The organism is Chelativorans sp. M5D2P16, from assembly GCF_034427935.1.
GTDB lineage: Bacteria > Pseudomonadota > Alphaproteobacteria > Rhizobiales > Rhizobiaceae > Chelativorans.
Genome location: NZ_JAXQNM010000013.1, coordinates 136634 through 162150, shown reverse-complemented (window position 1 = coordinate 162150; position 25517 = coordinate 136634). Strand labels below are relative to the sequence as shown.

Genomic DNA, 25517 nt, shown 5'->3' with positions numbered 1-25517 from the left:
GTCCGCAGGCCGCCGTCTCATGCGGGCGGGCTTTAGTGGCTTCGCGCCGGCTTGTCAAATGTTGTGGGGCGCGCGACCTCACGCCCCGGTGCCGGCCAGGGCCTTTTTCTCCCGCCGGCGTTGCACCGAGGAGGGGATGCTCATGCTCTCGCGGTATTTGGCCACGGTTCTGCGGGCGATATCCACACCGTCCTTGCGCAGGATGTCGACGATCGTGTCGTCCGACAGGACGTCCTTCACGTCCTCATCCGCGATGAGGCGGCGGATGCGGTCGCGCACGGCCTCCGCCGAATGGGCGTCACCGCCATCCGCTGCCGCCAGCGCGGCGGTGAAGAAGTAGCGCAGCTCGAAAAGCCCCCGCGGCGTCATCATGTACTTGTTCGCCGCCACGCGGCTCACGGTCGATTCGTGCATGTCGATCGCCTCGGCGATCGTGCGCAGCTTGAGCGGCCGCAGATGCCGCACCCCGGAGAGCAGGAAGGCATCCTGCTGGCGCACGATCTCGCTGGCGACCTTGAGGATGGTCCGGGCCCGCTGGTCAAGGCTGCGGGTCAGCCAGTTGGCGCTCTGCAGGCATTCGGACAGGAACGCCTTGCCTTCCCCGCCGGCCTGCGCCGAAACGGCGGCGAAATAGCTTTCATTGACGAGCACACGCGGCAGCGCCTGCGGGTTCAGTTCCACCGCCCATCCCCCGTCCGGACCGGGACGCACCACCACGTCGGGCACGATCGGATCCGACACGCCCGTCGTGAATGCTGTGCCGGGCTTGGGATCCAGCTCGCGAATTTCCGCAAGCATGTCCACGAGGTCCCCCTCGTCGACGCCGCACAACCGCTTGAGCGCCTGGAAATCGCGCTTGGCCAGAAGGCCGAGATTGTCGAGAAGCGCGCGCATGGCCGGGTCCAGCCGGTCGCGCGCCTTCAGTTGCAGCGCCAGGCACTCGGACAGGTTGCGTGCGAAAAGGCCCGGCGGATCGAAACCCTGGCACGTGGCCAGCACCGCTTCGAATGTGTCCGCCTCGGCGCCCGTGCGTGCGGCGATCTCCTCGATATCCGCCGCAAGATAACCCGCCTCGTCCAGCCCCTCGGCCAGTTCCTCCGCCAGGAGCCGGTCGGCCGGCTCCTCGAAGGCGAAGGCGATCTGCTCGCGCACGTGCTCGCGCAGGCTCGGGGGCGCGGCGGCGATGGCTTCCAGGTCCCAATCCGTATCGGCGGCGGAAATACCGGCCCCGCCCGCCGATCGCCATTGAGCGGAAAGATCCGGGCCGATGACCTCGCGCCTGCCGGGATCGTCGGGAAACAGGTTCTCAAGCGAGGCGTCGAGCCGCTCCGAAATCGCCTCGGCGGAGTTGCGCGGGGCCTCCTGCGCCGGCTCGCCGGGCTCTTGCGCGGGATCGGCGCCGTCCTCGCGCTCGAGAAGCGGGTTGCGCTCGATCTCCCCGTCGATGAATTGCTCGAGCTCGGCATGCGTCAGCTGCAGGAGCCGGATCGACTGCAGCAACTGCGGCGTCATGACCAGCGACTGCGTCTGCCGCAAATTCAGACTCTGTGAAAGCGCCATCGAGCTATGTGCGCCCTTCATACCCGTAACAGCGAGATGCCCTCGCGACTGGCTCGATAAAACTGGCCCGATATTTGCTTGTCAAGCAGCGAGCAGTGAAGGAGGCCCAAAAACGCTCCTTCAGGCCGTCTGCCTGCCGCCTTTCAAGGCGCGCGGATGCTCAGAGCGTGAATCCCTCACCGAGATAGAGGCGTCTGACATCGGCATTGCCGACGATGTCCTGCGGGCGCCCGTGGGTGAGCACCTGGCCGGCGTGGATAATATAGGCGCGGTCGATAAGGCCCAGCGTCTCGCGCACATTGTGGTCGGTGATCAGCACGCCGATGCCGCGCGCCGTCAGGTGCCGCACCAGTTCCTGAATGTCGGTCACGGCGATGGGGTCGATGCCGGCGAAGGGCTCGTCGAGAAGCATGAAGTTCGGTTTGCTGGCAAGCGCACGCGCGATCTCCAGCCGCCGCCGCTCGCCGCCGGACAGGGAGACCGAGGGTGCCTTGCGCAGATGGCCTATGCGGAACTCCTCGAGCAGCGCGTCCAGCGTTTTTTCACGTTCCTTGCGGCTCTTTTCCACCACCTCCAGGATGGCGCGGATGTTCTTTTCCACGGTCAGCCCGCGGAAGATCGAGGCCTCCTGCGGAAGATAGCCGATACCGAGCCTTGCCCTGCGATACATCGGCATCGACGTCACGTCGTAGCCGTCGATGTGGATGGTGCCCTGGTCGACCGGCACCAGCCCCGTCACCATGTAGAAGCAGGTGGTCTTGCCGGCACCGTTCGGCCCGAGAAGGCCTACCGCCTCGCCCGCGCGCACACCGAGCGATACGCCGCTGACGACCTGCCGCCCCTTGTAGGCCTTGGTCAGCCCGCGGGCGATCAGGGTTCCCTTGTAGCGCTCCGGATCGGATTGCGGTTTCGGCCCAGGGGCGGGACGGGCTCCCTGGCGCGTTGCGCGTGAGAAGATGGTCACGAAATGCCTATTGCCTGTTTTGCGAATCCGGTGTGAGCAGCATGCGCACACGGCCGCCCGAACCGCCGTCCTTGCAGCTTTCGAGCGTGGCCTGTCCGGAGGCCATCTGCACCGTCAGCTTGCACCCGACGATTACGTTTTCCCCCTCCGTCAGGACCACCTCATTGCCGGAAAGCTCCAGCACTTCGGTTTGCATGTTGAAAGTGCCGCGTTCGCCGGTGGCCACCTGCCCTTCGGATTTGAGGTAGACCCCGCCGTCCACCTCGAGCCGCTCGATCTGCGCGCCGCCGGCCGACACGGATCCGGACTCGCTGTCGTAAAACACCTTCATTCGTGCCGATCTGAGCTGCGTTTCGCCCTGCACGACGGAAACATTGCCGGTGAAGACGCCCACGCCCTCGCTTTCGTTCACCTCGAAGCGGTCGCTCTCGATCTGGATCGGCTGGTCGCCGGAAAGCTTCAGCCCGGTCTGCCGTCCCCCCTGTCCCTGTGCCAATGCGGCACTCGCCGCAAGAAGCGCCACCGCGGCTGCCAACAGGTATCGCAATCTATTCATCGCCGCGGCTCCCATCGCCTTCGTCCTGGTTCCGGCGGATGTCCGCCGGATCGATCTCCATGTGCACGCTATCTTCGAATACCAGAGTTTTGCCGCTGTCCGAAGCCCGGAATCGGTTGGCGGTGATGCGCATTCCCTCCAGTTCGATCTCCACCGGATCATCGGTCGACAGGGCATTCGAGGCAAGGTCGATCTCGGCCGACTGCAGCCGCGCGCGCAGCCCCGAATTGGTCGAGAGGGAAAGCGAGCCGCCGAGCGTGAGCCGGTCATTCGCGCGATCGAAGTGCCCTTGTCCGGCGCTGATCCGCGCTTCGGTATCCGCGTTGATGGGAATCGTCGCCCTTATCTGACTGAGATCGATGGGTGCATTGGTGGGTCCGACCGCCTGCCGCGCCCGCGCGGCGGTCATCGTATAGGGCAGGTTGTCCCGGGTGAAACCGTCGAGCGTGGGGTTCTCGATCACCAGATGGCCGTCCTCGATCGAAGCGGCGCCGATATCGACGGACTCACGGATCGTCTGCGGAATCAGGGAATAGCCGAGAAAAAGGACCGACACGACGATCGCCACCACGGGCAGGATGAACTTCAAGACCCGCACGCGGCGCGAATGGCGCGCGGCCCTGGCAAAGGCGGCGGCATCGCGCTCGGCGCGCCGGATCGCACGGGTGCGCGTGTCCTCCTGTCCCCTGGCGGCATCGCTCATCCGGTTGCTCCCGCCCGCCGTTCACGGCGCATTGCGGGCTCCGGCGCTGGCGCGCGCCGGCAACCGCCCGTCCCGGGGCGGGCCCGTCCTTGTCGCAGTTGCGGGATTTTTTGCATCGGTACCTTCAACCGCTCGCCCAATTCATACTATACCGCAATATGGCCAATTTGGGGTTAAAGTCAGAGGCTTAGCGGCTACCACCCGGACCGGCCGGCGGCCTGTCGTCGAACATGGTAGCTCATATGCGTTGCCTGCCCTAAAAAACAAGCCTACGTACCTTCTCCGGCAGAAAATGAGGTCCTCTCCATGTCCACCCGCGCCGATGATCTGATCGACCGCCGCCGTCTCAGGCGCAAGCTGACTTTCTGGCGTGTAGTGGCTTTTCTCGTCATTGCACTGGCGCTCGTCGTATCCGGGCGCTGGCTGTTCGGCGAGCAGTTGGGTGTGGCCGCTGCGCATATCGCCCAGGTGCGCATCGAGGGGACGATCACCGAGGATGACGAGCTTTTGGAGCGGCTCGACCGCGTTCGCGAATCGGCGGCCGTGAAAGGGGTCATCCTCACCATCGATTCGCCTGGCGGCACGACGGCCGGCGGCGAGGCCATCTTCGAGGAGATCCGCCGCGTGGCCGAGGAAAAGCCGGTCGTGGCCCAGGTCGGCACCCTGGCGGCGTCCGCCGGCTACATGATCGCCAGCGCCGCCGATTTCATCGTCGCGCGCCAGTCCTCCATCGTCGGCTCCATCGGCGTCATCGTCCAGATCCCGAACATCACCGGCCTGATGGACAAGGTCGGCGTCACCATGGAGGAGGTGAAATCATCGCCGCTCAAGGCCGAGCCGTCGCCCTTCAACCCGACGACGGAGGAAGAACGCGCGATGCTGCGGGCCATGGTCCTCGACAGCTATGACTGGTTCATCGGCCTGGTGACGGAGCGCCGCCCCCTGTCGCGCGGCGAGGTGACCGCGCTTGCCGACGGTTCCGTCTTTACCGGCCGCCAGGCGCTGGAACGCAAGCTGATCGACGCCGTGGGCGGCGAGCGTGACGCCAAGCAATGGCTGGTCGAAAGAGGCGTCGACGCGGATCTCGACGTCATCGAGTGGAAAGCGGACGATTCCGCCGGCTCCTGGTTCCTGCCTCAGATCGCTTCGAACTGGGCGGCGCGCCTGCTCGGCCTGCCGCAGGACGGCGCGTTTCTTCGCCGGATCGGCGCCGAGCGCATGTTCCTTGACGGTCTGCTGTCGGTCTGGCAACCTGAAAATACCCACGTGCCGGATTGAAAAAACAAGAAAAATCATGTTCATCCACGGGCAGTCAAAGCGGCGGTAAGAGACCATGATCAAGTCCGAGCTTGTGCAGACCATTGCCAATCGCAATCCGCATCTGTTTCTGCGCGACGTGGAAAACATCGTGAACGCGATCTTCGAGGAGATCACGGAGGCCCTCGCGGAAGGAAACCGCGTGGAATTGCGCGGCTTCGGCGCTTTCTCCGTGAAGAACCGCCCTGCGCGCATGGGGCGCAATCCCCGTACCGGGGAATCGGTCTATGTCGAGGAGAAGTGGGTGCCGTTCTTCAAGACAGGCAAGGAACTGCGGGAACGGCTGAACGCGGAAGACTAGAACGGACCACGACACAACAGCGGGCAGACGCGCGACGCGCAGGATGATGCCCGTCGCCATCTCAAGCAACCGGGAGCCTGCATGTTCAACCGCATCGTGATCGCGTTGGTTTTCATACCGCTGGCGGTTATCCTGATCGCGTTGGCGGTGGCCAACCGCGCGGCCGTTCCCTTCACGCTCGATCCCTTCAATCCCGGCAATCCCGCCCTGTCGGTCGAGCTGCCGCTTTTCGTCTATCTCTTCGCCGCCATCGTCATCGGCATGATTGTCGGCAGCATCGCCACCTGGTTCCGACAGGGGCGCTATCGCCGCATCGCCCGCGAACGCACGCAGGAAGTGGAGCGCCTGCGCGAGGCCGAGCGCCAGCGAAGCAGGGCCGTCGCTTCGCCCACGGATCTGTGAGCCTGACTGCATGATCACCATCACCGCGAACGACGTCGACAACTGTCTTACCTATGCAGGTCTGGTGGACACGCTGCGCGAGGCCTTCCGGGCCGGCGCCGTGCAGCCGGTGCGCCATCATCACACGATCGAGCGGGCCAAGGGCAGCGCCAGCACGCTCCTGCTCATGCCGGCGTGGAACGATTTCACCGCCGGGGAGGGCGATGGCCATATCGGCGTCAAGATCGCCGCCGTGTCGCCGGACAACAACGCCGCAGGCCTGCCCGCCGTTATGGGCGTCTATCTTCTATTGGACGGCACCACGGGCGAGCCGCGCGCCCTGATCGACGGGCAGCGCCTGACCCTTTGGCGCACGGCCTGCGCCTCGGGCCTTGCCACTTCCTACCTGGCGCGCAACGACGCCTCGCGCCTGCTTCTCGTCGGCGCCGGCGCGCTCGCGCCGCATCTGGCCCGCGCGCATGCCAGCCAGCGTCCCATCCGCGAGGTGACGATCTGGAACCGCACGCCGGCCAACGCCGAGAAGGTTGCCGAGACCCTGCGCCAGGAAGGGATGGACGTGAAGGCCACCGACGAGCTCGAAACCGCCATCGGCCGGGCCGATATCGTCAGCTGCGCCACGCTCTCCACCGTGCCGCTGGTGCGTGGCAGCCTGCTGCGCCCCGGCACCCACGTCGATCTCGTCGGCGCCTTCTCCCCGACCATGCGCGAGAGCGACGACGAGACGCTTTCGCGCGCCTCCGTCTTCGTCGACACCCGCGCCGGCGCTACCAAGGAGGCGGGCGACATCGTCCAGGGCATCGAATCCGGCGCCCTGACCGCGGATGACATCAAGGCCGACCTGTTCGAACTGACGCGCGGCGAACATGCGGGACGGCAGAACGCGGACGAAATCACCCTCTTCAAATCCGTCGGCGCGGCGATCGAGGACCTCGCCGCCGGCATTGCCGTCTATCGCGCCTTCATGCCCTGAGCAGCGGCGCGTTGCGCCTGTCCGGACGCTGTGGCAGAAGCGGCGCGAGGTCGGAATGTGGAGCCCTTGTTGAAGCCTTCACGTGCAAAGCAACGTCAGCCGCGCCGCCCGCGCGAGCCGAAGCGCGACGGCCGGCCCGCTGCCGCCGGTAAGCGGCAGAACGCGCGCCGGCTGGGGCCGCTGCCGGAGGAGCGCCTGCCGCTGATTCTCGAAGTGCTGCCGGGCGAGGACTACACGCTTCTGGATTCGGGCGCCGGCCGCAAGCTTGAGCAATACGGGCCCTATCGCATCATCCGTCCCGAGAACCAGGCCATCTGGCAGCCGGCCTGGAGCGAGGCGGAATGGGAAAGGGCGGACGCCGTCTTCACCGGCGACACGGACGAGGAGGGCATCGGCCGCTGGCGCTTTCCCGGCACGGCGCTCGGCGAGACCTGGCCCATGCGCCATGACGGCATCGCCTATCTCGGCCGCTTCACCTCCTTCCGCCATGTCGGCGTGTTTCCCGAGCAGGCCACCCATTGGGCGCATATGGAAGGCCTGATCGAGGAGGCGCGCCGCCCGGTCAAGGTGCTCAACCTGTTCGGCTATACGGGGCTTGCCTCGCTGGTGGCCGCGCGCGCAGGTGCTCAGGTGACCCACGTCGACGCCTCCAAGAAGGCTATCGCCTGGGCGCGCGAGAACCAGGAGGTCGCCGGCCTTTCCGACCGGCCGATCCGCTGGATCTGCGAGGACGCGGTGAAGTTCGCCGAGCGCGAAGCGCGCCGGGGCAACGGTTACGACATCGTCCTGCTCGACCCGCCCGCCTACGGGCGCGGTCCCAAGGGCGAGGTCTGGCAGCTTTTCGAGCATCTGCCGGGCCTGGTCGAGACCTGCCGCGCCATCCTGTCGCCGAAGCCGCTCGCGGTGATTTTGACGGCCTACTCCATCCGTGCCTCCTTCTTCGCCATCCACGCGCTGATGCGCGACCGTTTCGCCGGCATGGGTGGCCGCGTCGAATCGGGCGAGCTCGTCATTCGCGAGAAGTCCGCGGGGCGCGCGCTTTCCACCTCGCTTTTCTCCCGCTGGGTGGCGCGATGACGGAGCGCGATTGGGAAAGGCGGGCACCCGGCCGGGTGAAGGAGGTGACGAGCCTTTCCAACCCGCTGGTCAAGGACCTCAAGGCGCTCGCGCTCAAGAAGTATCGCGACCGCGAGCATGCCTTCATGGCGGAGGGCCTGAAGCTCGTTCTCGACGCCCTCGACGAAGGCTGGACCATCCGCACCCTCGTCTATGCGAAAACGGGCCGCGGCAATGCCGCCGTCGAGAAGGCGGCGGCCCGCACCGTGGCCGCCGGCGGGCTGGTGCTGGAGGTCGGCGAGAAGGTGCTGTCGGCTGTTACCCGCCGCGACAATCCGCAGATGGTCGTCGGCGTGTTCGAGCAGCGCTACCGTGCACTTGGTGAGATCCGCCCTGCCGAAGGGGATGTCTGGGTGGCGCTCGACCGCGTGCGCGATCCGGGCAATCTCGGCACAGTCATCCGCACCGTCGATGCGGTCGGCGCGCGCGGCGTCATCCTGGTCGGCGAGTGTACGGATCCCTTCTCGCTGGAGACCGTGCGCGCCACCATGGGCTCGCTGTTTTCGGTGCCCCTCGCGCGCGCCGAACCGGAGGCCTTCTTGTCCTGGCGAAAGGACTTCCCCGGCCTCGTCGTCGGCACGCATCTGAAGGGCTCCGTCGACTATCGCGCGATCGAATACGCTGGCCGCCCGGTGCTGCTTCTCATGGGCAACGAGCAGCAGGGCCTGCCCGACCGGCTGGCGGAGACCTGCGACCGCCTCGCGCGCATTCCCCAGGCGGGTCGCGCCGATTCACTCAACCTTGCCGTTGCCACCGGCGTGATGCTCTACGAAATCCGCCGCAAAGTCTTGCCCATGGCGGCCCCGGAGACCGGTTCATGAAGCTGCGCAAGCTCGTCCCCTATGGCGCCGTTGTCCTGCTTGCCGTGGTGCTCGACCAGGCGATCAAGTTCGTGGTCGAGGCGCGCCTGCCGCTGCACCAGGGCATCGACCTCCTCCCCTTCCTGGCGCTGCTGCACTCGCGCAATACGGGCGTCGCCTTTTCCATGTTCTCCGGCGTCGGCGGCTTGTGGCTGAGCCTGGCGGTGCTCGGCGTCATCGCTTTCATCGCCGTTCTGGCATTCCGTACGGAGGCCACGCAGCTCTTCGCGCGCGTGGGTTTCGCCCTCATCATCGGCGGGGCGCTCGGCAATCTCATCGACCGCGCGCTGCGCGGCTTCGTCGTCGACTACGTCTATTTTCACACGCCGTTCTGGTCGTTCGCGATCTTCAACCTGGCCGATGCCTTCATCACCGTCGGCGCCGGCCTGGTGATCCTGGACGAGGTGCTTGCCTGGCGGCGCGGCAGGAAGGCCGAGGAGTGAATCGGCCCCGCCGGGCCCGGCGAGCATTGACCTCCTGCCCCTGCCGCCCCACAGTTCATGACTACCCGCAAGCTGGAGGAGCGCCATGAGCGACCGTTTCGAGGCCGTCCTGATCACCCGCGAGGAGGGAAAGGACCAGACGGTCGACTTCGTCGAGATGACCGAGAACGAGCTGATGGACGGTGACGTGACGGTCGCCGTCGAGGCGACGACAGTCAACTACAAGGACGGGCTCGCCATCACCGGCAAGGCACCAGTCGTGCGCCGCTTCCCCATGATTCCGGGAATAGATTTCGCCGGCACCGTCACCCGATCCGACCATCCGGACTGGGCGGAGGGCGACAAGGTCGTCCTCAACGGTTGGGGCGTGGGCGAGGCTCATTATGGCGCCTATGCGGGCCGCGCACGCGTCAGCGGCGACTGGCTCATTCCCTTGCCGGAGGGCATGAGCGCACACGAGGCCATGGCGATAGGCACGGCGGGCTACACGGCCATGCTGTGCGTCATGGCGCTGGAGCGGCACGGCATCACGCCCGACCGCGGACCGGTCGTCGTCACCGGCGCGGCCGGCGGCGTCGGCTCTATCGCCGTGGCCCTGCTCGCCGGGCGCGGTTACGAGGTCGTCGCGTCCACCGGCCGCACGGGGGAAGAGGCGTACCTGAAGGATCTGGGCGCCAGCGAGATCATCCCCCGCGAGGAGCTTTCCGGCCCGGCCCGGCCGCTCGGCAAGGAGCGCTGGGCCGGCGGCATAGACGTTGCGGGCAGCCACACGCTCGCCAATGTGCTTTCCATGACCTGCTACGGCGGCGCGGTGGCGGCTTGCGGCCTGGCCCAGGGCCTGGACCTGCCGGCCTCGGTCGCGCCCTTCATCCTGCGCGGTATCTCCCTGCTCGGTGTCGATTCGGTCATGGCGCCGCGCGTGCTGCGGCTGGAAGCCTGGCGGCGCCTTGCCGCCGAGCTCGACCACGCCAGGATTGCCGCCGTCTCGCACACGATTCCCTTCCGCCAGGTCGTCGACGCGGCGGGGGATATCATCGCCGGACGGGTGCGGGGTCGGCTCGTCGTCGAAATGTAAACAAAGCCCTTGCGGCTTTGCTAAGAGTTGAGCCGGCCGCCAAAACCTTCCGTAACATCCCCCGACTATGGTCGCTACCATGTGGGGCATCGGACGGATAAAGGCAGCTTTCAAGCATTGCGCGGCGGCGATCGGCCGCCTTCCCGCTGCGTTCTGGTTCGGCGTTTGCGCGCTTCTGGTTTGTGCCCTGGCGTATATCACCGGCGCCGCATTCGCCGTCGTTGCCGCACTCGCACTGATGGGCGGTGTCGGTCTGGCGGCGGGTCTGCGCCGGTTAAGGCCTGCCGGTATATCCGCCACCGATGGCCCCCCGGCTGGAACGGCACGGCTGGAAGAGCTTGCCGACCGCATGTGGGAGATGCAGGAGAGCGAACAGCGCTTTTACGGCCTTCTGGAGGCGCTCGGCGACCTCGTCGTTCATCGTGACCGCGACGGGCGTATTCTCTACGCCAACAGGGTCTTCGCCGAACTCGTGGAGTGCGAGCCGCGTGAGCTTGTCGGCAAGACGCTCACGCAGTTTGGTGTCGATATCGGCGTCGTGCCCGATTCGGCCTTTTCCGAGGGCGAAAGCCTGAGTTCCACCGACGTCGCCATTCATGCCAGGGGCGGCCTGCGGTGGTTCTCCTGGACGGAGCTTTCCCGGCGCGATCATGACAGCGGTACCGTTTCCCACTGGGCCATCGCCCGCGATATCACGGCGCGCAAACGTGCCGAGACCGCGCTCGTCAATGCGCGCGAGCGCGCCGAGCAGGCGAGTCTGGCGAAATCGCGCTTTCTCGCCACCGTCAGCCACGAGATCCGCACGCCGATGAACGGCATCATGGGGATGGCCACGCTGCTCGCCGACACCCGCCTTTCGGCCGAGCAGCGCACCTATGTCAGCGCCGTCTCCACCTCCGCCAGCGCCCTCCTGGCGCTGATCGAGGATCTCCTGGACTATTCCAAGATCGAGGCCGGGCGGCTGGCACTCGAGCCGCAGCAGGTCTCGATCCGCGAACTGGTGGAAAGCATTGTCGAGCTCATGGCCTCGCGTGCCTTCGGCAAGGATATCGGACTGGGCTGCCACATCGCCCCGGATGTGCCGGAGACCATCACCGCAGATCCCGGCCGCCTGCGCCAGATCCTGCTCAACCTCCTGGGCAATGCCGTGAAGTTCACCGAGGAAGGCGGGGTGCTCGTTACCGTCACGACGGCCGCCGTAGGCGGCAAGCCGGCGCTTGCCATTCGCGTGGACGACACCGGCCCCGGCCTCGACGAGGCGGCCGTCGCGCGCATCTTCAACGAATTCGAGCAGGCCGACGGCAGTTCCACCCGCAGGCATGGCGGAGCCGGTCTTGGCCTTGCCATCACCAGCCGCCTCGTCGAGGCGATGGAAGGCAGTATCGCCGTCGACAGCGCCCCCGGCGAGGGTGCGGCGTTCACGGTCTGCCTGCCGGTCGGTGAAACCACCCCGGCCGAGCACGCGCTCGCCCTGAAGGGCTGGACGGTGGCCATCATCACGCCGCACGCCGTCGAGGGCGAGGCACTGGCCATGACCGTGCGCGCGCACGGCGGGAAGGCCGAGATCTTCGATGGCGAGACGAGCGCGGTCGCGCTTCTGCGCCGGCGAAACACCGGCTTCGATGCCGTCATCATCGATGCCGCGCTGGAGGACGAGAAGGCCGGCCTGCTTTCCCGCCTGCGCCGCAAGGGCCTGCGGATGAAGCTTGCGCTGACCCTGATCGCGCCCACCGACCGGGGCCGGCTGGCCTCTTTCCGAGCCAATGGCTATGGCGTCTTTCTCGCCCGTCCCGCCCGCGGCCGCACGCTTTTGCGCCTCCTCCTCAACGAGGGGCCAAGAACGGACGACAGCCAGGCCGTCGAGGTGCGCCCCGCACGGCGCTCCGGTCCGGCGCGCGCCGCCGACACGGCGCTGCGGGTCCTGATCGCCGAGGACAACGAGATCAACGCCATGCTGGCGCGCGTGGCGCTGACGCGCGCCGGGCACAGGGTCACGCTCGTTACCACCGGCCGCGCCGCCGTCGACGCTCTGGCCCGCCCCGCGCGCGATCACGATATCGTCTTGATGGATCTGCACATGCCAGTCATGGACGGCCTCGACGCCATCGCCAATATCCGCCGCTACGAGGAGGAGACGGGCCTTGCCCCGATCCCCATCCTGGTGCTGTCCGCCGACGGCCAGGAGAAAACGCGCCATGGCGTGCTTGCCCACGGCGCAAACGGCTTCGTGACCAAGCCGCTCGATCCCGACCGTCTGCTTGCCGCGCTCGAAACGCACGCCGTGGTGTGAAGGGGCGATTGTAAGCCGATTACTTTCCTGTCATCCTTTTGTCGCAGCAAGCCTCTATGCCGGCGTCGTGACACATGGAGGAACAAAGTGGGGCAGGGTTTGACGCTGAAACCGGCCATGCGTGCGGAAGGCGCGGAAGAACTGGCGCTTGCCGGGAACCTCTCGTCGCGTTTTGCCGAACAGTCCCTCCTCGGCCGGATCGGCCCGCTTCAGGTGCGTCTGGCGCGTGATTCGGAGGAGATCGCCGCGGCCCAGTCGCTGCGCTTCCGTGTCTTCTATCGCGAGATGGGGGCGAAGCCCGGGACTCTCCAGGCGCTCGAGGAGCGCGATGCCGACCGGTTCGACTTCGTCTGCGACCATCTCCTGGTCATCGATACATCCCTGCCCGGGTTGGAACGCGACAGGATCGTCGGCACCTACCGGCTCCTGCCCCAGGAAAGGGCGGTCGCCGCCGGCGGCTTCTATTCCGACGGGGAGTTCGCGTTGGAGACGCTTGTCGCCCGCCATCCCGGCCGCCGCTTCCTGGAACTCGGCCGCTCCTGCGTTTTGCCGGCTTACCGCTCCAGGCGCACGATCGAGCTTCTGTGGCAGGGCATCTGGGCCTATTGCCGGTCCCACAACGTCGATGTCATGACCGGCTGTGCGTCTTTCCCCGGCACGGTGCCCGCCGCCCATGCCGAGGCCTTGTCCTTCCTCGCCCATTTCTGCCGTGCCGAGGACCCGTGGCATGTAAGTGCCCGCGCCGGGCGCTTTGCCGCGATGGACCTGATGCCCGCCGAGGCGGTCAACGCCAAGACGGCGCTTGCCGCCATGCCGCCATTGATCAAGGGCTATCTGCGCCTCGGCGCCAGGTTCGGCGACGGCTGCGTTATCGACCACGACTTTTCGACCACCGATGTGCTGGTCGTGCTGCCGGTCGAGGCGATCTCGGAACGCTATATCGCCTATTACGGTGCGGAAGCCCAGCGCTTCGCGGTTTAGACGTCCGGCCTGTCCTCATTCTCTCTTGCCTTCCTGTGGAGTTTTGCCGAACGCGGGTACATGAGGCTACACTTGCGGTAAAAGTGGCCGAACATCCGAAGAACCGCGTTTTCCTCAAGGGGCGCTTCTTGAACGACGAGACGCCGATCCGCCCGCGCGAAGCCGGGGCCGTGCCGGTCCCAGGCTCCGGCGCGACGCCGATGATGCAGCAGTATATCGAGATCAAGGCGGCCAACGCCGACTCGCTGCTCTTCTACCGCATGGGCGATTTCTACGAGCTTTTCTTCGACGATGCGGAGGTAGCGAGCCGCGCGCTCGGCATCACGCTGACGAAGCGCGGCAAGCACCAGGGCGAAGACATCCCCATGTGCGGCGTGCCCGTGCATTCGGCCGATGACTATCTGCAGCGCCTCATTGCGCTCGGCCATCGCGTCGCCGTCTGCGAGCAGATGGAAGACCCGGCGGAGGCCAAGAAGCGTGGCCACAAGGCGGTCGTGCGCCGCGACGTGATCCGCCTCGTCACGCCGGGCACGATCACCGAGGAGAAGCTTCTCGACCCCGCAGAGGCGAACTACCTGATGGCGCTTGGCCGGGTGAAGGGCGAGGAGCAGCTCGCACTCGCTTGGATCGACATCTCCACCGGCGTCTTCCGCGTGGCATCCACCTCCGCCGATCGGCTGCTCGCCGATATCCTGCGCATCGATCCGCGCGAACTGGTCGTCGCCGAACCGGTCTATCACGACCCCGCCCTGCGCCCGGTCTTCGACACGCTCGGGCGCGTGGCCAACCCGCAGCCGCCAAGCTTCTTCGATTCGGCTGGCGCCTCGTCACGCCTTTCCCGCTTCTACGGCGTGGCCACGCTCGACGGCTTCGGCCGTTTCTCCCGCGCCGAGCTTTCCGCCGTCTCCGGGGCCGTCGCCTATGTGGAAAAGACGCAGAAGTCCGAGCGCCCGCCGCTCGGCCGCCCGGAGCGGGACGAGGAAGGCGCCAGCCTTTTCATCGATCCCTCCACCCGAGCGAATCTGGAACTGACGCGCACGCTCTCGGGCAGCCGGGACGGCAGTCTGCTGAAGGCGATCGACCGCACGGTGACCGGTGCCGGCGGCAGATTGCTGGCCGAGCGGCTGATGTCGCCGCTCACCGATCCGAAAGCCATCGGTGAAAGGCTCGATTCGGTTTCCTTCCTCCTCGAGGAGCCGATGTTGCGCGACGATTTGCGCCGGCATCTGAAGGGTGTGCCCGACATAAGCCGCGCGCTTTCGCGCCTGGCACTCAACCGCGGTGGCCCGCGCGACCTTGGCGCCCTTGCCGCCGGACTCCAGGCCGCCGCCGCGATTGCCGACCTGATCCGGGAGAAAGATCTGCCGGCGGAGCTTTCCCGCGCCGCCGCCCGCCTGTCGGCGCTGCCGGCCGATCTGACTTCCCATCTGGCAAAGGTGCTTGCTGACGATTTGCCGCTTCTGAAGCGCGAGGGCGGCTTCGTGCGCGCGGGCTATGATGACGGGCTCGACGAGATGCGCGGCCTACGTGATGAATCGCGCCGCATCATCGCCGCCATGGAGCGCGATCTGGTCGAGGAGACCGGCATCCGCTCGCTCAAGATCCGCCACAACAATGTGCTCGGCTACTATATCGAGGTGACGTCCGGCAATGCCCAGGTGCTGACCGGCAGCGACACGGCCAGGGCGCGCTTCATCCACCGCCAGACCATGGCCAACGCCATGCGCTTCACCACGACGGAGCTGGCCGATCTGGAAACGAAGATCGCCAACGCCGCCGAGCGTGCACTCTCCATCGAGCTTGCCGTATTTGACCGGCTGGTCGAAGAGGTGGTCGCCGCATCCGAAGCGCTGCGCGCGGGAGCGGAGGCGCTCGCCGTGCTCGATGTCTCGGCCGCCCTGGCGGCGCTCGCCGAAAGCGAGGCCTATTGCCGCCCGGCGGTCGACGACAGCCTCGACTTTCACGTCGAGGGCGGGCGTCATCCGGTGGTAGAGCAGGCGCTGCGCCGCGACGTCGCCGAGCCCTTCGTGGCAAACGACTGTGTGCTTTCGCCTGCCGACGGCGAGAAGGCCGGCGCCATCTGGCTTATTACCGGCCCGAACATGGGCGGCAAGTCGACCTTCCTGCGCCAGAATGCACTGATCGCCGTCCTTGCCCAGATGGGCTCCTTCGTGCCGGCGCGCAGCGCGAGGATCGGCGTCGTCGACCGGCTCTTCTCGCGCGTCGGCGCTTCGGACGATCTGGCCCGCGGCCGCTCCACCTTCATGGTCGAGATGGTGGAGACGGCCGCCATCCTCAACCAGGCCGGCGAGCGCTCGCTGGTCATCCTCGACGAGATCGGTCGCGGCACCGCCACCTTCGACGGCCTGTCGATCGCCTGGGCGGCGGTGGAATATCTGCACGAGAAGAACCGCTGCCGCGCCCTCTTCGCCACCCATTTCCACGAGATGACGGCGCTCAGCGAGAAACTTTCGCGCCTCGTCAACGTCACCATGCGGGTGAAGGAGTTCGAGGGCGAGGTGATCTTCCTGCACGAGGTGGCACGCGGGGCGGCGGACCGTTCCTACGGCGTGCAGGTGGCGCGGCTCGCCGGCTTGCCGGCAGCGGTCGTCGAGCGCGCGCGCGAGGTGCTGCACCGGCTGGAAGAGGGCGAGACGGGCGGCCAGGCGGCGCGGATCGTTGATGACCTGCCTCTCTTCACGGCGGCCGTGCGCCACGAGCCGGTGAAACGACAAACCGACAGCAGGCTGGTCGAGACGCTTGCCGGCCTCAATCCCGACGAAATGACCCCGAGGGAGGCACTCGACGCCCTCTACCGGCTGAAGGCGCTGGATTCGGGCGATTGAGGTGCCCATTTTACTGCCCCTGTAAAAAGGCTATAGACGCGGGCGAAAATGGTGGTGCGTGCCTTTTCCCTCGCCCTTCGACAAGCTCAGGATGAGGGAAAAGGCAAGGAGATGTAGCCGCTGGCTTGGGCGCTGGCGGATTGGTACGAACACAAGCCCTCATCCTGAGCTTGTCGAAGGGCGAGGGCGGGATGCCGTTCACCCTGTTGATTCCAGCCGCACCCGGCATCTGACGGCAGCCACACGGAGACCGGATGGCGAAGATTCCTCTGAAACTCGATCAGATCATCGATACGGCGAAATTGCGGGAAGAGCTGGGCGCGCTGGCCGCGAAGGGAGTCGAAGTACCCGAGACCCGCAACCGGGTGATGAAGCTTCTGAAGGCGCGCCTCAAGGAAGGGCGGCAGGCAGCCGAGGCCATGCTTTCCGAGGACGGCAGCGGCACGGCCTGCGCCACGCGGCTCTCCCACCTGATGGACGAGATGATCCGTGCGCTGACCGGTTTCGCCACCACCCATGTCTATCCTTCCGAGAACCGTTCCGCCGCCGAGCGCATGGCGATCGTCGCCGTGGGCGGTTACGGGCGCGGCACGCTGGCGCCGGGCTCCGACGTCGACCTTCTCTTCCTGCTCCCCTACAAGCAGACCCCCTGGGGGGAGCAGGTGGCCGAATACATGCTCTACATGTTCTGGGACATGGGCCTGAAGGTGGGGCACGCCACGCGCAACATCGACGAATGCATCCGCCTGTCCCGCACCGACGTGACCATCCGCACCGCTGTGTTGGAAGCGCGCTTCATCTGCGGCGACGAGGCGCTTTACGACGAATTGATCGCCCGCTTCGACCACGAGGTGGTCAAGGACACGGGCGCCGAATACATTCACGCCAAGCTGGCCGAGCGCGACGCCCGCCACGCCAAGGCCGGCGAAAGCCGCTATCTGGTCGAGCCCAACATCAAGGACGGCAAGGGCGGCTTGCGCGACCTCCATACGCTCTTCTGGATCGGCAAGTACTATTACCGTGTGCGCACCAGCCGCGAGTTGGTGGAAAAGGGTGTCTTCACGCGGCGCGAATACCGGCAGTTCGCCAAGGCGGAGGATTTCCTGTGGGCGGTTCGCTGCCACATGCATTTTCTCACCGGCAAGGCCGAGGAGCGGCTGCATTTCGACATCCAGCGCGACATCGCCGAGCGCCTCGGCTATACCAGCCATCCGGGTTTGTCTCCCGTCGAGCGCTTCATGAAGCACTACTTCCTGAACGCCAAGGCCGTGGGCGACCTGACCCGCATCTTCTGCGCCGCGCTCGAGGAAGAGCAGGCAAAGCACGTGCCGGGCTTCAACCGCATCTTCCTCACCTTCCAGCGCCGCAAGCGCAAGCTCGCCGGCACCAGCGACTTCGTCATCGACAATCACCGCATCAACATCGCCGACGAGGGCGTCTTCGCGCGCGATCCGGTCAACATGCTGCGCCTCTTCTGGTTCGCCGACCGGCACGGGCTGGAATACCACCCCGAGGCACTCAAGCTGCTCACGCGCTCGCTCAAGCTGATCGACCGCAACCTGCGGCGCGACGAGGAGGCCAACCGCCTCTTCATGGACCTGCTCACCTCCGGCCGCGATCCCGAGCTCAATATGCGCCGCATGAACGAGGCCGGCGTGCTGGGGAAGCTCATCCCCGATTTCAACAAGATCGTCGCGATGATGCAGTTCTCCATGTATCACCACTATACGGTCGACGAGCATCTGATCCGCTGCCTGGGCGTTCTGGCCGAGGTGGAGCGTGGCGACAGCGAGAAGACTCACCCGCTGATCCATTCGCTCCTGCCCGACCTGAAACAATGGCGTTCGGTCCTTTACGCGACGCTTCTCTTTCACGACATCGCCAAGGGCAGGCCGGAGGACCACTCCGTCGCCGGCGCCCGCATCGCCCGCCGCCTTTGCCCGCATATGGGCTTCGACGCCAACGAGACCGCGATGGTGGCCTGGCTCATCGAGCATCACCTCACCATGTCCATGACCGCGCAGATGCGCGATCTCAACGACCGCAAGACGATCCAGGACTTCGCCGCTATCGTGCAGTCGGTCGAGCGGTTGAAGCTGCTGCTCGTCGTTACGGTCTGTGATATCCGCGGCGTCGGCCCCGGCGTATGGAACGGCTGGAAGGGCCAGCTCCTGCGCACCCTCTACTACGAGACGGAACTGCTCCTGACCGGCGGCTTTTCCGAAGGCTCGCGCGCCCAGCGGGCCGCGACGGCGCGGGCGAATCTGGCCGACGCCCTGGGCGAGGCCGGATGGCCCGAGGCGGAGGCGCGCCGCTATGTCGACTTGCACTATGAGAACTATCTCCTGGCCGTCGATACAGAGGACCAGATCCGTCACGCGGATTTCATCCGCGAGACAGACCGCAAGGGCAAAGCGCTCTCCACCATGGTCAAGCCGCACAGCTTCGAGGCGGTGACCGAGATCACCGTGCTGGCGCCCGACCATCCGCGCCTCCTGTCGGTGATCGCCGGCGCCTGCTCGGCGGCCGGCGCCAATATCGTCGACGCCCAGATCTTCACAACCACCGACGGTCGCGCGCTGGACACCATCCTGATCGGCCGCGCCTTCGAATACGATGCCGACGAGCGCCGCCGGGCCGAGCGTGTCGGCGCGCTCATCCAGGACGTGCTTTCCGGCAAGACCTACCTGCCCGACGTGATCGAGAAGCGCGGCAAGTCCCGCCGCGGCACCAGGGCCTTCCGCGTCGAGCCGCGCGCGGAGGTGCGCAACACGCTGTCGAACCGCTTTTCCGTCATCGAGGTGGAATGCCTGGACCGCCCCGGCCTGCTCTCGGAGGTAACCGGAGCCATCTCCAACCTTTCCCTCGACATCGCCTCCGCCCACATCACCACCTTCGGCGAGAAGGTGATCGATACCTTCTACGTCACCGACCTGACAGGCGCCAAGGTCGAGAACCAGGACCGGCTTGCCGCCATCAGGCGGGAGCTTCTCGAGGTGTTGGAAAAGGGGCCCGCCAAGCGCGGCAGCGGGGCGCGGGCGAGGACGGTGGTCGCGTGAGGCGGGTCGGTGAGCTTGGGCTAGTGGAGCTTCCGATGACTGAATACGAGTGCACCTCCCCCTCCGGAGCTGCCGCCCCATGAGCCTCATCGCCAAGTTCGCGAGCGTCGGCAGCGCCACCATGGCGAGCCGTGTACTCGGCTTCGCCCGCGAGGCGCTGATCGCGGCGACGCTCGGGGCGGGACCGGTAACGGACGCGTTTTACGCCGCCTTCCGTTTCCCAAACCTCTTCCGCAGGCTCTTTGCCGAAGGCGCCTTCAACACCGCCTTTATCCCCCTTTTCTCCAAGGAGATGGAGGGCGGGGGCATGGAGGCGGCGCGGAAGTTCGGCGAAGACGTACTGGCCGTGCTCCTGACGGTGCTCCTCGGGCTCAGCGCCCTTGCGATGATCTTCATGCCCTTCCTGGTGGGCACCGTGGTTGCGCCGGGCTTCGCCGACACGCCGGAGAAGTTCGACCTCACGGTCGTCATGACACGCATCATGTTCCCGTATCTCCTCTTCATGTCGCTGGTGGCGATGCTGTCGGGCATCATGAACTCGATGCGCAAATTCTTCCTCGCCGCCTTCGTGCCGGTGCTGCTCAACGTGATCCTGATCGCCGTGCTTGCCGCGGCTATTTTTGCCGACATGACGCCGCGCGTGACCGGCCTGTGGCTTGCCTGGGGTGTTCTCGTCTCCGGCGTGGCGCAGCTTTTCATCCTGATCGTCGCCGTGCGCCGCGCGGGCTTCACCATGCGGCTCGGCATGCCGAGCCCGACACCCGCCGTGCGCCGCCTGCTTGTCCTTATGGCGCCCGCCCTCGTCACCGGCGGCATCATGCAGATCAATCTCCTGGTCGGCCAAATCATCGCCTCGGCGCAGGACAGGGCCATTGCGCTCCTGAACTTCGCCGACCGCATCAACCAGCTCCCGCTCGGCATCATCGGCATCGCCGTCGGTGTCGTACTGCTGCCGGAACTGTCGCGATCGCTCAAGGCGGGCAATCACGCCGACGCGCAGCACCTGCAAAACCGCTCGCTCGAATTCGCGCTCGGGCTGACCTTGCCGGCAGCGGTAGGTCTCATGGTGATCCCCGCGCCCATCGTCGGCCTGCTCTACGAGCGCGGGGCGTTCACCGCGGTCGACACACGGATGACCGCCGCCGCGCTCGCCGCCTTCGCTTCCGGCCTGCCGGCCTATGTGCTCATCAAGGTATTCCAGCCGGGCTTCTTCGCGCGCGAAGACATGAAGACCCCCATGTGGTTCTCGCTGGTGACGGTCGTCGTCAACATCGCGCTCAGCCTGGCTCTCTTCCCGCTCTACGGCCACGTGGCCGTCGCGCTCGCCACGGCGCTCTCCTCCTGGGTCAACGTCGTGTTGCTGTCGGGGACGCTCTGGCGGCGCAATCATTTCCGCCCGTCCGCCCCCACCGTGCGGCGTATCGCCATGATCGTGCTTTCGAGCGCGGTGATGGGGGTGGTCGCCTACGGTCTGGACATGATGCTCCTCGATCCTCTGGCGGGCGCCTCACTGGCATTGCGGGCGGGGGCAACCCTGTCGGTCGTCGCCGCTGCCGCGATCGTCTATTTCGCGCTCGCCATTCTGACGGGCGCCGTCGACCGGGCGGAGCTGAAGGCGGCCCTCAGGCGGCGCGGGGCTTGATTGCACGCGCGGCCTCGTCCATAAGCCCCCACGCGCGGCGGCGCCAATCGGATTTTCAGGAAATTCGTCCATGAGTGAGTTCAGCCAGCTCGTTTTTTCCGGAGTGCAGCCAACCGGCAGTCTCCACCTCGGCAATTACCTCGGCGCAATTCGAAAGTTCGTCACGCTGCAGGACAGTTACGACTGCCTCTACTGCGTGGTCGACCTGCATTCGTTGACAGCCACCCTGGTTCACGACGACCTGGCCGAGCAGACCCGCGGCATCGTCGCCGCCTATCTCGCCTGCGGCCTCGACCCGAAGAAGAACATCATTTTCAACCAGGCCCGCGTGCCGCAGCATGCCGAGCTTGCCTGGATCTTCAACTGCGTCGCCCGCATCGGCTGGATGAACCGGATGACCCAGTTCAAGGACAAGGCCGGCAAGGACCGCGAGAACGCTTCCCTCGGCCTGCTTGCCTATCCGAGCCTGATGGCCGCCGACATTCTGCTCTATCGCGCCACGCATGTGCCCGTGGGGGAGGACCAGAAGCAGCATCTGGAGCTGACCCGCGACATCGCCCAGAAGTTCAACAATGACTTCTCCGGCCGCATCGCCGCGCTCGGCTACGGCGTGGAGATGGAGGTCGGAGAGGAGCGCGTCAACGGCTTCTTCCCGCTCACCGAACCGTTGATCGAGGGACCGGCCACGCGCGTCATGAGCCTGCGCGACGGCACGAAGAAGATGTCGAAATCCGATCCATCGGACCTTTCGCGCATCAATCTGTCGGACGACGCCGACGCCATCGCCAGGAAGATCCGCAAGGCCAAGACGGATCCCGAGCCGCTGCCGGGCGATCCCGAAGGGCTCGCCGGTCGCCCGGAAGCAGAAAATCTGGTCGGCATCTATGCCGCGCTTGCGGACATGACGCGTGAAGGCGTGATTTCCGAGTTCGGCGGCCGCCAGTTCTCCGAGTTCAAGCCGGCGCTTGCCGATCTGGCCGTTTCGAAGCTGAGCCCGATCACCGCCGATATGCGCCGCATTTCCGCCGATCCCGCCTATGTCGACGGCGTGCTGCGCGATGGAGGAGAGCGCGCCGGCGCACGTGCCGAGGAGACGATGAAAATGGTCCACCAGATCATCGGTCTGCTCGCCGACTAGTCAAACCAGATCCACGCGGCTTGCCGCCTGCTTCCGCCGATGGCAGATTATGCCACGGGCATGCGGGCCTGCCTGCGAGAAAGGAACGTGCATGGTCTCCAAACGCCTCAGCCGGGAAGCCGGCCACAAGCGCAAGTTTCTGGCGATCGTCGACGAGACACCCGAATGCGATCGCGCCGTGGCCTATGCCGCGCACAGGGCTAGCACCACCAATGGCTCGGTGGTGCTCCTGTTCGTGGTCGAGCCCGGCGATTTTCAGCATTGGCTCGGCGTCGAGCAGATCATGCGCGAGGAGGCGATGCAGAACGCCCAGTCGGCCCTGAACACCTTTGCCACCAAGATCCGCGAGACCATCGGCATCGAGCCGGAACTGGTGGTGCGCGAGGGCAAGACGGCGGATGAGATCCACGGGCTTATCGAGGAGGACCAGGACATCGCCATCCTCGTTCTGGGCGCCAGCAATGCCAAGGAAGGCCCGGGCCCGCTCGTTTCCTCGATCGCCGGAAAGGGGGCGGCCTTTCCCATTCCCGTCACGGTCGTCCCCCACAGCCTGACCGACGAGGAGATCGAAAGCCTGGCATAGAACTGGCCCATACCTATATGCGGCTTGAACCGGACAGGTTTTCAGCCTATTTTAGAATCATTCCAAAGAATGCCGCACGGAGATCCCGCCGATGTTCATCCAGACGGAAGCAACCCCCAATCCCGCGACGCTCAAGTTCCTCCCGGGGCGGGTGGTCCTTGAGGAGGGCACGGCCGATTTCCGTGATGCCGAGGCCGCTCGCGCCGCCTCGCCGCTTGCCGGGCGCCTGTTCGACGTACCGGGCGTCGTCGGCGTCTTCTTCGGCTACGACTTTGTCACCGTCACCAAGGAAGGGGCGGATTGGCAGCACCTGAAGCCCGCCGTTCTCGGCACCATCATGGAGCATTTCATGTCCGGCCACCCGGTCATGGCGGAGAACGGCACGGGCGCGGAGGCGCCCGGGAGCGAGTTCTACGATGCCGCCGACGAAGAGATCGTCGCCACCATCAAGGAACTTCTGGAGACGCGCGTGCGCCCGGCGGTGGCGCAGGACGGCGGCGACATCACCTTCCACGGCTATCAGAACGGCACCGTGTTCCTGAACATGCGCGGCGCCTGTGCCGGCTGCCCGTCTTCCACGGCCACGCTGAAGCACGGCATCCAGAACCTGCTCCACCATTTCGTTCCGGAAGTGCAGCACGTCGAGCAGGTGCAGGCCGGCTGATCCTGCCCGGTTGCCCGGCTTGGGTATAGCTTCTCACATCGCAAGAAAAAACCGGGCCGCAAGGACCCGGTTTTTTTATGAGCTGCCCGTTTCGGGGCCCGTCATATTGCCGAGACGGTTCTCATCCCTTCACGATTACTTTAGCACCAATGTCAGTGCGGTTGTAAAGATCAATTATATCCTGGTTGAGCAGACGGATGCAGCCCGAGGACATGGCCTTGCCGATCGACCACCATTCCGGCGTGCCGTGCAGGCGGTATCCGGTATCGCCGCCCTTGTTGAACAGGTAAAGCGCGCGCGCGCCGAGCGGGTTGCTGATGCCCGGTGGCATGCCGCCCCGCCATTTGGCGAGCTCCGGCTGGCGGCGGATCATCGGCGCCGGCGGCGTCCAGGTCGGCCACTCCCGCTTCATCGCCACGCGCGCCGTGCCCGACCATTCGAAGCCCTCGCGCCCGACGCCGATGCCGTAGCGAACGGCCTTGCCGTCCTCCATCACGAAGTACAGGAACTTCTCCTTCGTATCGACGACGATCGTGCCCGGGTCCTCATCCGTTTCATAGGAGACGATCTGCCGGTGGTAGGTGCGCGGCACCTTGTAAATCGGAATGCTCGGCAGCGTATACCCGGCATCCTTCACGGAACCGTACTCGGCAGTGAAAATCCGGCTCGGACCGCCGGCGACACAGCCCGCCAGAACCGCCGACAAGCCGAGAACGGCGGCAACAACAAACGTTCTCAATGTCATGGGAAAAATCCGATCCCCCTCGCAGGTGCCATGGTCATGGCCCATTTTCGCCATCATTCTTAAAGTGCGCGTTAATGTTTTGCCAAGGCGGGATATCGCTCGCTTAAGGTGATATCACCACTTGCGGGGCAGCTATTGCAGATCGGCAACACCAGCCGGGTCGACATGCCGCTCTCCGCCCACCGGTCCCTTCCACCATGTTTCGAATGCTGGCATTCTGCGCCCATGCCGATCATCTCGCCCGCCCCCGTCAACCCGCTCGCCGATGGCCGCCAGTCGGATCGCGCGATGCTCATTCGCCGCGGCGTCCAGCGTCTCCTCATGAATATGGGAGCGGCGGTCGTGCCCGAGCTTTCGCTCGCCACCGGTCGGCGTGCCGATCTCGTGGCGCTCACGGCCAGGGGCGATATCTGGATCATCGAGATCAAATCCTCGGTGGAGGACTTCCGCGTCGATCGCAAATGGCCCGACTATCGGCTTCATTCCGACCGCTTCTTCTTCGCCTCGCATCCGGACGTGCCGGAGGAGATCTTTCCGGGGGAGTGCGGTTTCATCCTGTCGGACGGCTACGGTGCGGAAATCCTGCGCGAGGCGCCGGAGCACCGCCTGGCGGCGGCCACGCGCAAGGCTGTGACGATCCGCTTTGCCCGCGCCTGCGCGGCGCGACTGACGGCAGCGGAACTCGCGGGCGTTCCGGTCCCCTTGCTGGATGAGGATGGCTGAGGATCAGCGCGGCGCGCGCTTCGCCAGGATGCGCTGCAGGGTGCGCCGATGCATGTTCAGCCGCCGGGCGGTTTCCGAGACGTTGCGGTCGCACATCTCGTAAACGCGCTGGATATGTTCCCAACGCACCCGGTCGGCTGACATGGGATTTTCCGGCGGCTCGGCCCTTTCATGCGGCTGGCGGGTGAGCGCGCCGTAAATATCGTCGGCGTCGGCCGGCTTCGACAGGTAATCGATCGCGCCGAGCTTCACCGCCGTCACCGCGGTGGCGATATTGCCGTAGCCGGTCAGGATGACGGTGCGCGCGTCCTTGCGCTTCTCGCGAATGGCCGAGACCACATCGAGCCCGTTGCCGTCGCCCAGCCGCATGTCCACCACGGCGAATGCCGGCGCGTCCACCTTCACTTTTGCGAGCGCCTCTTCCACGCTTTCGGCTGTCTCGACGGCGAAACCGCGCCCTTCCATGGCGCGGGCCAGCCGCGCCAAAAAGGGCCGGTCGTCGTCGACGATGAGCAGGGATCGCTCTTCGCCGGGGATGTTCTGTATCTGGTCTGCTGCTGGGTCGGTCATCATCGGTCT

Annotated in this window: 23 protein-coding genes; 17 read left to right on the top strand and 6 right to left on the bottom strand. The window is 66.0% G+C overall.

From position 1 onward, the window contains the following. Positions 1-78 precede the first annotated feature (78 nt). The 4 genes from rpoN to lptC form a co-directional block, all read right to left on the bottom strand. Entirely contained in the window at positions 79-1560 is a 1482-nt protein-coding gene (gene rpoN / locus SIN08_RS07985) for an RNA polymerase factor sigma-54 (RefSeq protein WP_322451039.1), read from the bottom strand. Positions 1561-1720: 160 nt separating this feature from the next. Beyond that, a complete protein-coding gene (gene lptB / locus SIN08_RS07980; protein ID WP_378624867.1) occupies positions 1721-2518 on the bottom strand; it encodes an LPS export ABC transporter ATP-binding protein in 798 nt (265 codons plus the stop codon). A gap of 13 nt (positions 2519-2531) precedes the next feature. Beyond that, a complete protein-coding gene (locus tag SIN08_RS07975; RefSeq protein ID WP_322451037.1) occupies positions 2532-3080 on the bottom strand; it encodes an LptA/OstA family protein in 549 nt (182 codons plus the stop codon). Beyond that, entirely contained in the window at positions 3073-3783 is a 711-nt protein-coding gene (lptC, locus tag SIN08_RS07970; protein WP_322451036.1) for an LPS export ABC transporter periplasmic protein LptC, read from the bottom strand. Before lptC ends, SIN08_RS07975 begins: the two co-directional genes overlap by 8 nt. 306 nt (positions 3784-4089) lie before the next feature. Between lptC and sppA the strand changes: the two genes are divergently transcribed. From sppA to SIN08_RS07890, 16 genes are all read left to right on the top strand, one after another. Further along, complete coding sequence (sppA, locus tag SIN08_RS07965) at positions 4090-5061, top strand: signal peptide peptidase SppA (protein ID WP_322451035.1); 972 nt, start codon at positions 4090-4092, stop codon at positions 5059-5061. Positions 5062-5116: 55 nt separating this feature from the next. Next, complete coding sequence (locus tag SIN08_RS07960; RefSeq protein ID WP_322451034.1) at positions 5117-5401, top strand: integration host factor subunit beta; 285 nt, start codon at positions 5117-5119, stop codon at positions 5399-5401. Positions 5402-5482: 81 nt separating this feature from the next. Beyond that, the gene (locus SIN08_RS07955) at positions 5483-5803 is read left to right on the top strand and encodes a lipopolysaccharide assembly protein LapA domain-containing protein (protein ID WP_322451033.1); all 321 of its coding nucleotides are present in this window, start codon (positions 5483-5485) and stop codon (positions 5801-5803) included. Positions 5804-5813: 10 nt separating this feature from the next. Beyond that, on the top strand, positions 5814-6773 hold the full coding sequence (locus SIN08_RS07950; protein WP_322451032.1) for an ornithine cyclodeaminase family protein: 960 nt from the start codon (positions 5814-5816) through the stop codon (positions 6771-6773). A 69-nt stretch (positions 6774-6842) separates the two neighbouring features. After that, positions 6843-7850, top strand: a complete 1008-nt coding sequence (locus SIN08_RS07945; RefSeq protein ID WP_322451031.1) for a class I SAM-dependent rRNA methyltransferase — start codon at positions 6843-6845, stop codon at positions 7848-7850. Next, positions 7847-8710, top strand: a complete 864-nt coding sequence (locus SIN08_RS07940) for an RNA methyltransferase (RefSeq protein WP_322451030.1) — start codon at positions 7847-7849, stop codon at positions 8708-8710. Before SIN08_RS07945 ends, SIN08_RS07940 begins: the two co-directional genes overlap by 4 nt. Next, positions 8707-9192 carry a signal peptidase II gene (gene lspA, locus SIN08_RS07935; protein ID WP_322451029.1) on the top strand — a complete coding sequence of 162 codons (486 nt, stop codon included), beginning with the start codon at positions 8707-8709 and terminating at the stop codon, positions 9190-9192. Before SIN08_RS07940 ends, lspA begins: the two co-directional genes overlap by 4 nt. 85 nt (positions 9193-9277) lie before the next feature. Next, complete coding sequence (locus tag SIN08_RS07930) at positions 9278-10267, top strand: MDR family oxidoreductase (protein WP_322451028.1); 990 nt, start codon at positions 9278-9280, stop codon at positions 10265-10267. Between the two features lie 79 nt (positions 10268-10346). Next, positions 10347-12557: a PAS domain-containing sensor histidine kinase gene (locus SIN08_RS07925; RefSeq protein ID WP_322451027.1), complete on the top strand. Its 2211-nt coding sequence runs from the start codon at positions 10347-10349 to the stop codon at positions 12555-12557. A gap of 117 nt (positions 12558-12674) precedes the next feature. After that, positions 12675-13538, top strand: a complete 864-nt coding sequence (locus SIN08_RS07920) for a GNAT family N-acetyltransferase (protein WP_322451275.1) — start codon at positions 12675-12677, stop codon at positions 13536-13538. A gap of 200 nt (positions 13539-13738) precedes the next feature. Further along, entirely contained in the window at positions 13739-16384 is a 2646-nt protein-coding gene (mutS, locus tag SIN08_RS07915) for a DNA mismatch repair protein MutS (RefSeq protein ID WP_322451274.1), read from the top strand. 254 nt (positions 16385-16638) lie between these two features. Further along, positions 16639-19443: a [protein-PII] uridylyltransferase gene (locus SIN08_RS07910; protein ID WP_322451026.1), complete on the top strand. Its 2805-nt coding sequence runs from the start codon at positions 16639-16641 to the stop codon at positions 19441-19443. A 79-nt stretch (positions 19444-19522) separates the two neighbouring features. Then, entirely contained in the window at positions 19523-21085 is a 1563-nt protein-coding gene (murJ, locus tag SIN08_RS07905; protein WP_322451025.1) for a murein biosynthesis integral membrane protein MurJ, read from the top strand. Positions 21086-21155: 70 nt separating this feature from the next. After that, positions 21156-22223: a tryptophan--tRNA ligase gene (trpS, locus tag SIN08_RS07900; RefSeq protein WP_322451024.1), complete on the top strand. Its 1068-nt coding sequence runs from the start codon at positions 21156-21158 to the stop codon at positions 22221-22223. Between the two features lie 91 nt (positions 22224-22314). Continuing rightward, positions 22315-22806 (top strand): universal stress protein, encoded by a 492-nt coding sequence (locus SIN08_RS07895; RefSeq protein WP_322451023.1) that lies wholly within the window; start codon positions 22315-22317, stop codon positions 22804-22806. 91 nt (positions 22807-22897) lie between these two features. Then, entirely contained in the window at positions 22898-23470 is a 573-nt protein-coding gene (locus SIN08_RS07890; protein WP_322451022.1) for a NifU family protein, read from the top strand. 121 nt (positions 23471-23591) lie between these two features. Here SIN08_RS07890 and SIN08_RS07885 read toward each other — a convergent pair whose 3' ends face one another. Continuing rightward, positions 23592-24215 (bottom strand): L,D-transpeptidase, encoded by a 624-nt coding sequence (locus SIN08_RS07885; protein ID WP_322451021.1) that lies wholly within the window; start codon positions 24213-24215, stop codon positions 23592-23594. A gap of 225 nt (positions 24216-24440) precedes the next feature. Between SIN08_RS07885 and SIN08_RS07880 the strand changes: the two genes are divergently transcribed. Beyond that, positions 24441-24938, top strand: a complete 498-nt coding sequence (locus SIN08_RS07880; protein ID WP_322451020.1) for an MmcB family DNA repair protein — start codon at positions 24441-24443, stop codon at positions 24936-24938. Between the two features lie 3 nt (positions 24939-24941). Here the strand turns inward: SIN08_RS07880 and SIN08_RS07875 are convergent, their stop codons facing one another. Further along, a complete protein-coding gene (locus SIN08_RS07875; RefSeq protein ID WP_322451273.1) occupies positions 24942-25508 on the bottom strand; it encodes an ActR/PrrA/RegA family redox response regulator transcription factor in 567 nt (188 codons plus the stop codon). Positions 25509-25517 lie beyond the last annotated feature (9 nt).